Origin of the sequence: Sporosarcina trichiuri, from assembly GCF_030406775.1 — a bacterium.
Lineage (GTDB): Bacteria > Bacillota > Bacilli > Bacillales_A > Planococcaceae > Sporosarcina > Sporosarcina trichiuri.
This window is the reverse complement of the sequence record NZ_CP129119.1, coordinates 711,890-726,584: the sequence shown is the minus strand read 5'-3', so window position 1 is coordinate 726,584 and position 14,695 is coordinate 711,890. Positions and strand designations below refer to the sequence as shown.

Below are 14,695 nucleotides of genomic sequence, written 5' to 3'. Positions count from 1 at the left end.
CCGGGAAAGCGAGGAGAGATCGATTGGGCAAAAAGATAATTGTCATCGGGGCCGGTGCTGCCGGCCTCGCAAGTGCCATCCGGCTGCAGCATGCCGGATACGACGTGGAAATCCATGAAAAGGAAGCGACACCCGGCGGGAAGATGAACCGCATCGAACTGGACGGCTACCAGTTCGATCTCGGACCGAGCATCATCATGATGCCGGACGTCTACCGGGATGTGTTCCGTGTGTGCGGCAGAAATCCCGACGACTACATACCGATGCAGCCGCTCGATCCGATGTACCAGGTGCATTTCACGGACGAGCCGAACCGGCCTGTCGACGTATCGGGCGACCTCGTGAAGTGGATGAAGACCCTCGAAACATACGGACCCGGCGACGCGGCAGGGTTCCTGCAGTATTTGAGTGATATCTACAAAGGGTTCCAGGTTGCCTGGGACAGTATCATCCAGCGGCCCTTCCGCCGGAAACGCGACTTCTACAATCTGACGATGCTGAAGAAAGGCATGAACATGAAAGCCGGCGGCAGTGCGCACAAATTCATCGGCAATTACGTGGAGAGCGAAAAGCTCAAACAGATCATCAGCTTCCAGACCCTCTACATCGGGATCTCCCCGCTGCAGAGCCCATCGTTCTATACCATGATCCCCGCCATTCAGTTCCTGTATGGCGTCTGGTTCATGCAGGGCGGCATGCATACGATGGCACTCGCGATGGAGCGGCTGTTCAAGGAACTGGGCGGTGTCATCCAGTACAACTCGCCCGTCGATGAAATTTTGATTGAGCGTCAGCAGGCGGTCGGCGTACGGACCGGCGGACAGGCAATCCCGGCCGATTACGTCGTCTGCAATGCCGACTTCCCATACGCCATGAAGGAACTCGTACAGAACCAGCCGGCGAAAGGGAAATACACCGACCGCAAAATCGACAGCATGAAATACTCCTGTTCGTGCTTTGTCATGTACCTCGGCATGGACAGGAAGTATGACGGGGTGGACCATATCCACCATTTCGTGTTCGATGCGGACCTCGAGAAGAACATGAATGATATTTTCGAAGGGAACAAATTGGAGAAGGCCTCATTCTATGTATATATCGCGTCGAAGATGGATCCCTCCCTCGCCCCTGACGGCAAGGATGGGCTTTATGTCATGATGCCTGTTTCAAACAGTGCCGCAGCGGACTATGAATGGGATGATGAAACGATCGCCGGATATCGCGCCTACCTGCTCGATACATTGAAAACGATCGATGGCTTCGAGGACGTCGACCAGCAGATTGTGGCGGAGCGGCACTTCACGCCGCTCGACTTCGAGTCGAAATTCAATGCATTCAACGGCGCAGCATTCGGCCTGCTGCCGACCATGCTGCAGAGCAGCCAGATGCGGCCGCAGAGCAAAGCGCCGGCGTGTGAGAACCTGTATTTCAACGGCAGCAGCACCCATCCCGGCGCCGGTGTGCCGATCGTCCTGCTGTCCGCAAAAATCTGCGCGCAGGAGCTGATTTCGGATGACCAGGGCATCCTATTCGGGTATTGAGGGCATGTCCGTTCATCTGTTACCTGACAAAGACAAGGAGGCGGTGACATGATGGTTCTGGATACTGTCAATCTGATCTTGGGGGTTCTCGCCCTTATCGCCGGCTTCCTGATGTTCCGGTCGCTGCCGGTCCCTTCCTCCGCACGGCGGGAGGACGTTCAGCTGCCAACGGTTTCGATCATCGTGCCGGCGCGGAATGAAGAACAGCGGATCCAGCCGCTGCTGCGCTCCCTGCAGCAGCAGACGTTCCGGTCGTACCAACTGCTCGTCATCGACGACGATTCTTCCGACAATACAGCCGCGGTCGCCGAGCAGTATGGTGCAACTGTAATTCGGAACAGCCCGGCTGCCGCGGGTGCAGGAAAGTCGGCGGCGTGCTGGCGCGGAGCCGGACAGGCAGCTGGCGAGTGGCTGCTGTTCCTGGACGCGGATACGGCGTTCGAACGTGACACAGGGCTGTCCGATCTACTCGGGAGCTACGCTGGAAAAGGCGCTTCCGGGATTCTATCCGTTCAGCCGTACCATACCGTCCGCCATTTGTACGAAAGTCTGTCGGCGGTCTTCAACATCATTGTCGTCGCCGGCATGAACCTGTTCACTGCCTGGCCGGAGCGGTTCCGGACGGCCGGTTCATTCGGCCCGTGCATCCTCTGCAGCCGGGGTGACTACTTCCAGGCAGGCGGACATGAGAAAATTGAAGGTGCGATCATGGATGACCTGGCTTTGGGCGAGGCGTTTCTTGAAGAAGGTCTTCCCGTAGCCTGTATAGGCGGCAAAGGGACGATATCATTCCGCATGTACCCGGAAGGCTTTAAAAGCATGGTGGACGGCTGGTGCAAGAGCTTTGCGATCGGCTCCCAGTCGACACATCCGTTCGTGATGGCGCTTGTCATCCTCTGGATTGCCGGCAGTTTCATCAGCGCCGGGGAACTCCTGTCGGCAGCCTTCACAGGCGGCGGTGTCCGGCTCCTGCTGAGCGGGCTCCTGTACGCGGCATTCGCCCTGCAGACCGCTCTTTTCGCCCGCCGTGTCGGCAATTTCCACTGGCTGTTTTTCGTTTTCTATCCGATCCTGTTCCTCTTTTTCGCCGCGGTGTTCCTCTATTCGCTGTTCCGCGTCCATATCCTCAAATCCGTCGAGTGGCGCGGCCGCAAGATCGATGTATAGGAAAAGCCCGCCGGACAGTGTACTGCTGCTGTCCGGCGGGCTTTTCGGTTTACTGATCCAATCCGGCGACCGCTTCTTCGATTTGCCGGGCTGCTTTTTCGACAACCGACCGGGAGCACGCCAGGTTCATGCGGACGAACCCTTCGCCGCCCGGCCCGAACGCCTTGCCCTGGTTCAGTGCGACATGCGCCTCCGTCAAGAAAAAGCTCTCGAGTTCTTCCGGTGACATGCCGAGCTCCCGGCAGTCGATCCATGCCAGGTATGTCGCTTCGAGCGGCAGGACTTTCAGTGCCGGGACGTGTTCTTTGAAGTAGCCGGTGATGAATTCGACGTTACCCTTCACATAGTCCAGTACATCCGCGAGCCAGTCCCCGCCTTCCGTATAGGCGGCTTCCGTCGCGACCGGGCCGAACGAATTCGGCATACCGATCGAATTACGGGCGGTCTCCTTTTCGAATGCCGCACGCAGTCCGGCGTTCGGAATAATGATATTCGATGTCTGCAGACCGGCCAGGTTGAACGTCTTGCTGGGTGCCGTGCACGTGATGCTGCTGTCTGCAAATTCATCAGAAATGGATGCGAACGGGACGTGGCTGCCCTGCTCGAAGACGAGGTCCGAATGGATTTCATCAGAAATTACGAGGATGCCATGTTCCAGGCAGATTTCGCCGAGAGTCTGCAGGTCTTCCTTCGTCCAGACAGTGCCGCCCGGGTTATGCGGGTTGCACAGCATGAGCAGTTTTACGGAGCCGTCGATCTTCGCACGCAAGTCGTCGAAGTCCATGGAATATCGGCCGTCCTGCTCCTTCAGGGGATTGAAGACGACCTCCCTGCCATTATTCTCGGTCGTGCTCATGAACGGATAATAGACGGGCGGCTGCACAATCACTTTGTCACCAGGTTCTGTGAAGGCCTGCACGGCAAGACTCAAGGCCGTCACGACACCCGGACTGTGGCAGATCCACTCGCGTTCGACTGTCCAGTTGTGACGCGTTTTCATCCAGGAGATGATCGAATTATAATACCCGTCATCGCGTGTCGTGTAGCCGAAGATTCCGTGCGCCGCCTTCGCCTCGACCGCTTTCGAGACGGCTTCCGGCACTTTGAAGTCCATATCCGCCACCCAGAGCGGCAGCAGGTCCTTCGCGCCGAACAGCGCCTCGGCCCCGTCCCATTTCACACTCGATGTCTTCATGCGGTCAATGACCGTATCGAAATCATGTTTCATTCTAATACTCCCCTTTCCGCTGTGACTGCGTTCGCTGTTCTCTTCTTCCTTATCGTATCGTGAACGTGGAATCGTGTACAAAAAACTGCCTGATGCGCTGGATGAATTCCCTACGTTCCATTACCTTCTGCCACCCTTTTTAGTACAATGGTTACAGAGTGTTAGGTAAATCTGAACAATCAGGATAGAGGAGCGATTCCCATGAAGCGGAAGTTCATAGTACTGACGGCCGTCCTGCTGATCGCCATGCTGGCCGGCTGTGCAAAAAAAGAATCGCCGGCAGACCGTCTGGCCGCGTATACGAAATTCTGGAACGATGAAAAGTTCACGGACATGTATACGGATTATTTGAGCAGCGGGACGAAAAAGACGTTCGATCAGAATGAATTCGCAGAGCGTCAGGAGAAACTGATTGAAGACCTGTCGATCGACGACCTGGAAGTGACCTACAAGAAACCGAAGGAAGACGCGGAGTGGGACGAAGAACAGCCTGCCGTCTTCCCCATCCATATCAAAATGGACACCGCGGCCGGTCCTGTCGAGTTCGACAAGGATCTGACGTTCATCTACGAGGAACAGGACGAAGAGAAACACTGGTATGCCGACTGGGACCCGTCGTTCATCTTCCCCGGGCTGACTGCGACGGATACCGTCCAGATCCAGACGACGAAAGCGGTGCGCGGCAAGATCTTCGACCGGAACGGCAAGCCGATCGCGATGAACGGAATCGGCTATGAAGCGGGCATCGTGCCCGGCAAGTTCACCGATGCCGGCAAGAAAGCGGACGTTGCAAAACTGCTGAATACGACCGTCGAATTCATCGACAAGCAGCTGAACCAGTCATGGGTGCAGCCTGATTATTTCGTGCCGATCGGCAAAGTTGCGAAAACCGATGAAGCGCTGCTCGCCAAGCTGATCGAGATCCCGGGGATGACCTACCAGGAAACCGCGATGCGCGAATATCCTTACGGCGCATCACTCGCCCATCTGTCCGGTTACATCGGCCCGATCACCGCCGAACTGCTTGAGAAACACAAGGACGCCGGCTATACCGAGACCGACCTGATCGGGCGGCAGGGTCTGGAGCGCATCTTGGAGGACCGGCTTCGCGGCGAGAACGGCGTCGGCATCTATATGAAGGGACCGGAAGCAGGCAGTACTCCGGAAAAGATCGCCGTGAAAGAGGCGGTCGACGGTGAGGACATTACATTGACGATCGACGCCGACCTGCAGAAGAAGACGTATGACGCGATGCGCGGGGAAACCGGTACAGCGGCAGCGGTCGATCCGCTCACCGGCGAGACACTCGTGCTGACGAGCTCTCCGAGTTTCGATCCGGCGGAATTCATGCTCGGCATCAGCGGCGAACGCTACAAAACATTGTCCGAAGATCCGAAACAGCCGCTGTTCAACCGATTTGCGGCCGCTTATGCACCCGGTTCATCCATCAAGCCGATCACTGCGGCGGTCGGTCTCGAAGCGGGCACACTGAAACCGGACGCCGGTATCATGATCAGCGGGAAGACGTGGCAGAAGGACAGTTCCTGGGGATCCTACCGCGTGTCCCGCTTCCATCCCGAAGCCCCGAACCCGATGGATCTGAACAAAGCGCTCATCTACTCGGACAATATCTATTTTGCCCAGCAGGCGCTTGCGATGGGCAAAGAGAAATTCATCAGCGGACTGAAACGTTTCGGGTTCGGCGAAGAGATTCCGTTTGCCCTCAACTTGACACCGTCTCAGATTTCAAATGACGGAACGCTCGCATCGGAGGGACAGCTGGCGGATACATCGTTCGGGCAGGGCCAGATGCTGACGAACATCCTGCATCTTGCCGTCATGTACGAACCAATCATCACGAACGGGCTCATGTATAAGCCAACGCTGTATAAGGATGACGCCACACAGCAAGTATGGCAGAAGGATCTGCTCACCAAGCCGAATGCAGATGAGCTGAAGACCGATCTGCGGAATGTCGTGCTGGATGGGTTCGCGCAGAAAGCGAATCTGCCGGATATTCCGGTCGCCGGTAAAACCGGCACAGCCGAGCTGAAGAAAGCGGCCGGCGAGAGCGGCCAGGATACCGGATTCTTCGTCAGCTATAACGCCGACCACCCGAATTTCATCCTCGCCATGATGATCGAGCACGTCGAAGACAACAACGGCAGCGGCTACGTCGCAGAACTTGCGGCCGATGTCTACAAAGCGTATTACAAGAAATGAAAAACCAGCACAGCCTGCCGGGAAACCGGAGGCTGTGCTGGTTTTTTCAGGTTGATTGGCGGGAAGTGATCATAAATCAGGGAAAATGATCATATATCCGCTAATTTGATCATAAAACGCAGAAAGTGATCATAAACGCCAGATCGCGCTCATAAACCCGGATAAGTGATCATAAAACCATAAAAGTGATCATAACCCTCCCCGCTGCGCTCATAACTTCACAAATCGACGCTCAGACGCCTTCAATGCGGGTCAGTTCCCTCCTGTCTATGCCGACGGTAATCATATTTTTCACTCCGGACGTCCAGCTCGACGCCATTGATCCGCACGTTCGTCTCTCCTGACCACTCCACCTCGGCTTCTACTCCGTCAGCCCAGTAAATGATTGTCTGCTTGCCCGTACGAGCTGCCGTCACTTCTCCGGACAAGGTATACGGGACGGTCGCGCCTCCGTTGTTCCGGTAGACTGTCAGTGTGTATTCTCCATCGGGCGACCGGCTCGAGAGCAATCTCTCTTCGGTCGGCAGATGCTGCATGTCAATGAATAACCAATAAAAAGCAAATCCCGCAAGGACCGTGAGAACTGTAAAATAACCGATCACAACTGTCATGACAGGATGGCATTTCATCCACTTGCCCATGCGCAGACCCCTTTCTCCTAGCTGTCTGTTTATCCCATATAACGCTCGCTGCTGCGGAAGGTTGCCGATCCCTCAGCCAATACATGAATTGCCCGAACTTTTCTTCTATATTATATTAGAGGGATCAATCGGTTCTTGCACTTTTATAATAAAGAGGGGGGTCACTCATGTACACGCTCTACTGCCGCACCTTCCAGTCCGTCTACCGGCTTGTGGCAAAGGCCCTGCCCTGGCGGCAGCCGCTGCTCCTCGAAGGCGAAAACAGCGTGTTGGAACTGCCGGCACTTCTCTACTGCCATTCTGTCCGCCGCGTCCTCGTTGTGACGGACAGCACCCTGCCGAAACTCGGGCTGCTCGATGGCCTGCTGGATGAACTGCAGACTGCAGATATTCAGTCAGTCATGTATGACAAAACCGTGCCGAACCCGACGATCGATAATGTGGAAGAGGCGCTTGCGCTCTATCATTCTGAACGCTGCGACGGCATCATTGCGTTTGGCGGCGGTTCGGCGATCGACTGCGCGAAAGGTGTCGCTGCCCGGGTGGCCCGCCCGGATCGGACGCTGCCTCAGCTGAAAGGCCAGCTGAAAGTCCGGAAAGAAACACCCCCGCTCGCCGCCATTCCGACTACCGCCGGCACGGGGAGCGAGGCGACCATCGTGTCGGTCGTCTCGGACAGCCGGACGCACGAAAAGTATGCCATCAACGATCCTGTCCTGACACCGCGATTCGCTGTGCTCGATCCGCTGCTCACTGTCAATCTGCCGAAACTGATCACGTCGACGACCGGTATGGATGCGCTTACACATGCTGTCGAGGCATATATCGGCGGCAGCACCACACCTGCCACACGCGCTTGGAGTCTGGAAGCGGCCCGGCTCATCTTCGTTCACCTGCCGGCCGCTTACTCCGACGGGCATGATAACCAAGCCCGGAAAAACATGCAGCGCGCGGCTTACCTGGCCGGCCGGGCGTTCACCCGTTCGTATGTCGGCTATATCCATGCGATCGCCCACACGCTCGGCGGTTTCTATAATGTGCCGCACGGTTTCGCGAATGCCGTCATCATGCCGTACGTCCTCGACTATTACGGGGAGTCTGTCCATAAGCCGCTCGCGGAACTGGCGCTCGCTGCCGGTCTTGGTGACAACCGGCTCTCCGACGCGGGAAACAGTTTGGCGTTCATTCGGGCAGTCAGGCAGCTGAATGTGGACATGGGCATTCCCGATACTATCAGCGGCATCCGGGAAGAGGACATCCCGCTCATGATCGACCGCGCGCTCGCCGAAGCGAATCCCCTGTATCCTGTCCCGCGGATTCTCGGCCGCACGGACCTGCGCAGTCTGTATGATACGATCCGTGATTAATCAAACCCATTAAAAAATCCCCGTCATGCCTAAACTAGCCGGCACAGCGGGGATTTTTCATATTCAGTCCATGAGATCCGCAATGATCTCGAACGAACGCAGCCGGTCCTCCTGATAATAGACCGGGGAGCTGAGGATGAACTCGTCCGCTTTCGTCTGGTTCAGGAACGCTTCCAGTTCACGTTTCACAGTTTCCGGTCCGCCGACAATCGTTGCGGGCGACTCGAGCATTGCGGCAGCGGAAGCCTGTTCCGCCGGCGTCCAGACAACTTCCGGATTCTCGAGCGGCGGCTTGAACTGTGTCGGTTTGCCGCGACCGAGACTGAGGAACTGCTGCTGGAGGGAGGTCGCCAAGTACATCGCTTTTTCATCCGTGTCAGCGGCGACAATGCTTACGCCGAGCATCGCATACGGCGCATCCAGATGCCTCGACGGCTTGAAGTTCTGATGATACAGCTGAAGCGCCTGCATGACATACGCCGGTGCAAAGTGACTCGCGAACGAAAACGGCAGGCCGATCTGGGCAGCAAGCTGCGCACTGAAGCCTGACGAGCCGAGCAGCCAGATCGGAATGTCCTGTCCTTCGCCCGGGAACGCGCGGACACGCGCATTCGGCTCCGGATCGAAGTAGGATCGCAGTTCCGCGACCTGCTGCGGGAAATCCTCTCCGCTGCTGTGGAGCGTCCGGCGCAGTGCATAAGCGGTCGCCTGGTCGCTCCCCGGCGCGCGCCCGAGCCCGAGGTCGATCCGGCCCGGATACAGCGCATCGAGTGTGCCGAATTGCTCCGCAATGACGAGCGGCGCGTGGTTCGGCAGCATGACGCCGCCCGAACCGATCCGCATCCGCTCCGTTTTGCCGGCGATATGGCCGATCAGGACGCTTGTTGCGGAACTGCCGACACCCGGCATATTATGGTGCTCCGCGAGCCAGTACCGGTTGTAACCGAGCTTCTCCACATGCTGCGCAAGTTCCGCACTGTTCTTGAATGTCTCCGACGGACTGCCGCCTTCGCGGATCGGGGCAAGGTCGAGCACGGACAGCGGGATGCCGTTGAATTTCCTGGATGATGACGTCATAGAAACCACTCCTCATCGCTTGTTCCATCAGATGTGAAACAAACTTACTTTAGGTAACCTAACGTCAATTTACTATACTTCAGATGGAGAATCAACTCATCGGTTTCAACAGGCACCCTCCGTTATCGGACAGCCCCGTCATGCAGGACCAGCCAGCGAGTTCGCTGTTAAGATCTCCACAAACCGGTCACCGGCCATTTCAGTCGTCGCAGTCCCGCCGAGATCCGACGTGAGGTTCGCCGGCTCTGCCAGAATCTCTTGGATCGCATCGAGAATCCGCTTGCCCCACGTCTCTTCCCCGAAGAAATCCATCATCTGGCTGACGGACCAGATCGCCGCGAGCGGATTGGCGATTCCTTTTCCGGCGATGTTCGGCGCTGACCCGTGCACCGGTTCGAACATCGATGGGAATTCCCGCGTCGGGTTGATGTTCGCACCCGCCGCGAGTCCCATTCCCCCAGCGATCGCCGCGCCGATGTCCGTCAGAATATCTCCGAACAGATTGGACGTGACAACAATCTCGAAACGTTCCGGTTCCGTGACAAAGTAGAGGCTTGCCGCATCGACCAAATAAGAATACGTCTGTATATCGGGATACTCCCTGCCGACCTCTTCGAAGACTTCATCCCAGAACACCATGGAATAATTCAACGCGTTCGCCTTGCTGACGCTCGTCAATGTGCGGCCCGACCGTCTGGCTTCGTCATACGCATAGCGGATGATCCGCTCCGTCCCTTTTCGGGAGAAAACGCCTGTCTGGAGGACGACTTCTTCAGGTCTGCCCTTGAACAGACGGTCGCCCGCCCCCGCGTATTCCCCTTCACTGTTCTCCCGGATCACCAGGAAATCGATATCCTCCGCATTCTTCCCTTTCAGCGGGGTGAGTTCCGGATTCAGCAGCGTGACCGGCCGGAGGTTCACATACTGATCGAACTCTTTCCGGATGGTCAGCAGCAGATCCCTCAGCGAGATATGGTCCGGCACGCCCGGATAACCGACCGCCCCGAGGTAAATGGCGTCGAATCCCTTCAATTGCTCCATGCCATCTGCCGCCATCATTCTGCCGTGCTCCAGGTAATACTCACAGCCCCACGGAAATTCCGTGAATGAAAACGAAATCGACGGATCCAGCTGCTCGATGGTCTTTAACACTTTCATCCCTTCCGCCACCACTTCCGGTCCGATCCCGTCGCCCGGAATGACAGCGATGCTGATTGTTTTCATGACACCCTCCTGCGCGCCTGTCACGGCGCAAGTTTTTCTGCGTTCGCAATGACGGAAAGCACTTCGCCGCGAATTGCTTTGACCAGGTTTTCCGCGATGATGACAGACGTCTCCCTCGCCGCTTCCAGACTGATGCCGCCAATATGGGGAGTCATCGTGATCCCTTCCGTGCTGAAAAACGGATGGTCCGGAGCGGGTGGTTCCGCTGCATAGACATCGACGGCCGCTCTCAGCAGTTTTCCACCCTCAAGGGCTTCACAGAGATCTGTCTCATTGAGCACTCCGCCGCGTGCCGTATTGACGAGCACAGCAGTCGGTTTCATCCGCTCGAAATACTTCCCGTCGATCAGCCCGCGTGTCTGATCGGTCAGCGGAATGTGGAGACTGACCGCATCACTTTCAGTGAAGACCTCTACCATGGAAGTCGTCAGCCCGATACCGAGGGAGTCCGCCAGTGCCTGCCGCTCCTCGGTGATCGACCGCACACCGGCGAGCACTTCCATGCCGAATCCATTACGTGCCATCGCCGCCACCTGCTGGGCGATCGACCCGAACCCGATCAGGCCGAGTGTTTTGCCCCGCAGCTCCATCGTATACCGCCCATCCCTGCTGGAGAAATTGCCGTCTTTCATCTCCATATGGAACCCACTTATATCTTTCATGGCGGCCAGCAGCAGGGCCATCGTATGCTCCGCGGTCGCCAGGCTGTTCAATTTCGGGGCATGCAGCACTTTGATGCCTTTTTCGGTGGCATACGCGACATCGATATTATCGAGCCCGATACCCGCGCCGGAAATCGCCTTGACGGTTTTACACGCATCCAGGATGGTCGGGGTGATGCGGGCAGGAGCCCGCAGAATGATGCCGTCCACCGGATGCTGCTGCACATAATCGGCGATCGCCTGCTCGTCGAACGTCTCAAACCGCTTCACGGACGCCAGCTGGTTCAGTTTTTCTTCACCATCCGGGTGGTACATCGGGTAAATCTGAACGATATGCAGAGACACTGGACAACCCCTTTCATGCTAATCAACCTAAGCCCAGGGAACTCCCTGTTGGATAAAATCCCAGTCCGACCGTCCCGCTGCAGCTTCACTGCAAGTTTTCGACGATCGTCGTAATTCCCTGACCGCCGCCGATACAGAGTGTCACGAGGCCGTATTTCGATTTCCTGCGTTTCATCTCATAGATCAATTTCGTCATCAGGATGGCGCCCGTCGCCCCGATCGGATGGCCGAGCGCGATCGCTCCGCCATTGACGTTCACCTTTTCCATGTCCATGCGGGTCCCTTCAATGACCGCGAGTGACTGCGCGGCAAATGCTTCGTTCAGCTCAATCAGATCGATATCATCGATGGTCAGCCCGGCTTGCGCCAGCGCCTTCTCGGTGGACGTGACCGGACCGATCCCCATCACGACCGGTGACACGCCGCTCACCGCCTGGGCGATGATCTTCGCTTTCGGCTGGACGCCGTACGCTTTCAATTTCTCTTCCGACATCATCAGGACGGCGGCGGCTCCGTCATTCCTTCCGCTCGCATTGCCCGGCGTCACCGTCCCGCCGTCCTTGAAGACAGCCCGCAGTCTGGCCAGCTGGTCCATTGTCGACTTCCTCGGATGTTCATCCGTCTCAAATAGGAAACTGCTTTTCCTGCTTTTCACTTCTAATGGAACGATTTCCTCCTTGAACCGTCCCTCGAGGATCGCACGTTCCGCTTTCAGCTGGCTGCTCAGCGCAAACTCGTCCTGCTTTCGGCGCGAGATCGAATACCGGTCCGCCAGATTTTCCGCCGTCATGCCCATCGTCAGCTCCCCGTATACTTCAGCAGGCTGGGAGCATGGCTGGCTCTCCGTATTCGGGTCCAGCAGCAGCCCGTTCCCCGCCGACAGCCCATACCGTGCATGGCGGATGTAATACGGCGCGGTGCTCATGCTCTCCGCTCCGCCCGCGATGACGACGTCCGACAGACCGAGCCGGATCTGCTGGTCGGCATTATGGATGGCCTGGAGTCCTGACCCGCATTGCCGGTGGACGGTATACCCCGGCACCGTCACCGGCAAATCGGCTCGCAATGCAGCGAGCCGGGCCAGATTCGATGTGTCTGCACTCTGTTTCGCCTGTCCGAGGATAACTTCGTCCACCGCAATCGCCGGATCGGTCCGTTCCATCACTTCCCGGATCACCTTTTCGGCAAGGTGATCGACCGGGACATCTTTCAGTGAACCGCCCATCCGACCGACCGCCGTCCGCACCGCCTCGACAATATAGCTATTCCCCAATCCGTCACAGCCCCTTTTGCGCATAATCGCGTTTCAATTCGCCTGCGATGATATTGCGCTGGATTTCCGATGTGCCTTCATAGATCTTCGTGATCCGGGCATCCCGGTAATACCGTTCAATCGGGTAGTCCTTCATATAGCCGATGCCTCCATGGATCTGCAGCGCAAGATCGGCGACATTGTTATACACTTCCGATGCGAACAGCTTTGCAATCGCCGCTTCCTTGACGACACGCTGTTTCTGATCGGTCATCCACGCCACGCGGTATGTCATCGAACGCAGCACTTCGATCTGCATGCTGATGTCGGCGAGCATATGCTGGACCGCCTGCATGTCGATGATCTTCTGCCCGAATTGCTCCCGCTCATGCGCATAGTCGAGCGAGTGCTCAAGCAGCCGCACACAGGAGCCTAAGTTCCGCGCAGCGAGCCCCGCCCGGCCGTTCGCAAGGATTTTGAGGGCATTGATGTAACCGGATCCCTCTTTCCCGAGGACATTCTCTTCTGGCACCTCCATGTTGTCGAAGAACAGCTCCGCGGAGTGGGAGCCCCGCAGCCCCATTTTGCGCTCCACGGTACCGAGCGTGAATCCGGGCGTATCCTTGTCGACGATGAACGACGTGATCCCCCGCGCGCCCTGCGAGCTGTCCGTCACGGCCATCACTGTGAACACATGGGCATCCACCGCATTCGTAATATAATGCTTCGAGCCGTTCAGGACGTAGCGGTCTCCCTTCTTCACAGCGGTCGTCTTCAGGTTCGCCGCATTCGACCCGGCACTCGGCTCGGTCAGTGCGAACGAGCCGATCCATTCCCCAGTCGCCATCTTCGGAAGGAATTTCTCTTTCTGTGCATCAGTTCCGAGGTCGACAATACCGACCGTCCCGATCCCTGTATGGGCGCCGATCAGCGTGGTGAAGCCGTTGTGCGTTTTCCCGAGCTCTTCGTAGATGGCACACTTGCCGACCATGTCGAGACCGAGCCCCCCGTATTGCTCCGGGATGCCGAGGCTGAACAGCCCCATCTCCTTCGACATCGCAACGATCCGATCAGGAATGCGGTCATTCTCCTCGATTTCCATCGCAACAGGCTCCACCTGCTCCCGGACGAACTTCCGGACGCTCTCCTGTAAGAAAAGGACGTCTTCGCTAAACTTGAAATCCATGTCCACTCTCCTCTTATCCGTTGATGAAATTCGCAGGCCGCTTTTCCAGGAACGCCAATGTCCCTTCCTGTTTGTCTTCCGTTCCGAAGGCGACCGCCTGGGATAATTTTTCGAGCCACATTGCTGTTCCGGCGTCGATATCGTACCCCTTATGGACTGCGGATTTCGCAAGCAGCACAGCGACAGGTCCTTTCTTAAGTACAGCATCCGTAATCTGTGCAAGGGTCACGGAGAGCGTTTCCTCATCCGCCAGATACGTGACCAGCCCGATCCGTTCTGCTTCTTTGCCTCCGACGAGACGTCCGGTCAGGATCATGTCGAGCGCGTATCCTTTTCCGACGATCCGTGAAAGACGCTGTGTCCCTCCGGCGCCCGGGATGATTCCGAGATTGAGTTCAGGCAGGCCGAGCACCGCGTTCTCTGTCGCAACCCGGATATCACACGCTAGCGCCAATTCACACCCGCCGCCGAGGGCATAGCCGGCAATCACCGAGACCGTCACTTTGGAGCAATTTTCAATTTTACAGTACAGCCCCTGCATGCCCGGCACGAGAGCTTCCAGCGCCTGCCGTTCGTGGAGCTGCCGGATATCCGCTCCGGAAGCGAACGATTTGCCGCCCGCCCCCTGCACCACAACGACACGGACTTCTGCATCCGCTTCCGCTTCCGTGAATGCCTGATCGATCTCCTGCAGCATTTGCGCATCCAGTGCATTCCGCCGTTCCGGCCGGTTCAGCGTCAGCCACAGAATCCCCTGTTCTTTCTCAACCGTCACCGCCGTA

General features: G+C 57.2%; 12 protein-coding genes. 4 read left to right on the top strand and 8 right to left on the bottom strand.

The window, feature by feature from the left end:
- Window positions 1–23: 23 nt before the first annotated feature.
- Window positions 24–1,541 carry a phytoene desaturase family protein gene (locus tag QWT68_RS03920; protein WP_040286325.1) on the top strand — a complete coding sequence of 506 codons (1,518 nt, stop codon included), beginning with the start codon at window positions 24–26 and terminating at the stop codon, window positions 1,539–1,541.
- Between the two features lie 48 nt (window positions 1,542–1,589).
- A complete protein-coding gene (locus QWT68_RS03915; protein ID WP_290149690.1) occupies window positions 1,590–2,708 on the top strand; it encodes a glycosyltransferase family 2 protein in 1,119 nt (372 codons plus the stop codon).
- A 49-nt stretch (window positions 2,709–2,757) separates the two neighbouring features.
- Here QWT68_RS03915 and QWT68_RS03910 read toward each other — a convergent pair whose 3' ends face one another.
- Window positions 2,758–3,936: a MalY/PatB family protein gene (locus QWT68_RS03910; RefSeq protein ID WP_290149689.1), complete on the bottom strand. Its 1,179-nt coding sequence runs from the start codon at window positions 3,934–3,936 to the stop codon at window positions 2,758–2,760.
- Window positions 3,937–4,137: 201 nt separating this feature from the next.
- On the opposite strand from QWT68_RS03910, the gene QWT68_RS03905 reads away from it, so the two are divergent.
- Window positions 4,138–6,159: a penicillin-binding transpeptidase domain-containing protein gene (locus tag QWT68_RS03905; RefSeq protein ID WP_290149688.1), complete on the top strand. Its 2,022-nt coding sequence runs from the start codon at window positions 4,138–4,140 to the stop codon at window positions 6,157–6,159.
- Between the two features lie 242 nt (window positions 6,160–6,401).
- Here the strand turns inward: QWT68_RS03905 and QWT68_RS03900 are convergent, their stop codons facing one another.
- On the bottom strand, window positions 6,402–6,800 hold the full coding sequence (locus QWT68_RS03900; RefSeq protein ID WP_290149687.1) for a DUF5412 family protein: 399 nt from the start codon (window positions 6,798–6,800) through the stop codon (window positions 6,402–6,404).
- 167 nt (window positions 6,801–6,967) lie between these two features.
- On the opposite strand from QWT68_RS03900, the gene QWT68_RS03895 reads away from it, so the two are divergent.
- Entirely contained in the window at window positions 6,968–8,167 is a 1,200-nt protein-coding gene (locus QWT68_RS03895; RefSeq protein WP_290149685.1) for an iron-containing alcohol dehydrogenase, read from the top strand.
- A 63-nt stretch (window positions 8,168–8,230) separates the two neighbouring features.
- Here QWT68_RS03895 and QWT68_RS03890 read toward each other — a convergent pair whose 3' ends face one another.
- The 6 genes from QWT68_RS03890 to QWT68_RS03865 form a co-directional block, all read right to left on the bottom strand.
- On the bottom strand, window positions 8,231–9,244 hold the full coding sequence (locus QWT68_RS03890; RefSeq protein ID WP_040286320.1) for an LLM class flavin-dependent oxidoreductase: 1,014 nt from the start codon (window positions 9,242–9,244) through the stop codon (window positions 8,231–8,233).
- 138 nt (window positions 9,245–9,382) lie between these two features.
- Complete coding sequence (locus tag QWT68_RS03885) at window positions 9,383–10,468, bottom strand: tartrate dehydrogenase (RefSeq protein ID WP_290149684.1); 1,086 nt, start codon at window positions 10,466–10,468, stop codon at window positions 9,383–9,385.
- A gap of 20 nt (window positions 10,469–10,488) precedes the next feature.
- Entirely contained in the window at window positions 10,489–11,475 is a 987-nt protein-coding gene (locus tag QWT68_RS03880) for an NAD(P)-dependent oxidoreductase (RefSeq protein WP_290149682.1), read from the bottom strand.
- An 85-nt stretch (window positions 11,476–11,560) separates the two neighbouring features.
- Window positions 11,561–12,748: a thiolase family protein gene (locus tag QWT68_RS03875; RefSeq protein ID WP_290149681.1), complete on the bottom strand. Its 1,188-nt coding sequence runs from the start codon at window positions 12,746–12,748 to the stop codon at window positions 11,561–11,563.
- Window positions 12,749–12,752: 4 nt separating this feature from the next.
- Window positions 12,753–13,913, bottom strand: coding sequence for an acyl-CoA dehydrogenase family protein (locus QWT68_RS03870; RefSeq protein WP_290149680.1), 1,161 nt, complete (start codon window positions 13,911–13,913; stop codon window positions 12,753–12,755).
- Window positions 13,914–13,926: 13 nt separating this feature from the next.
- Window positions 13,927–14,688, bottom strand: a complete 762-nt coding sequence (locus QWT68_RS03865; RefSeq protein WP_290149678.1) for an enoyl-CoA hydratase/isomerase family protein — start codon at window positions 14,686–14,688, stop codon at window positions 13,927–13,929.
- Window positions 14,689–14,695: the final 7 nt, after the last annotated feature.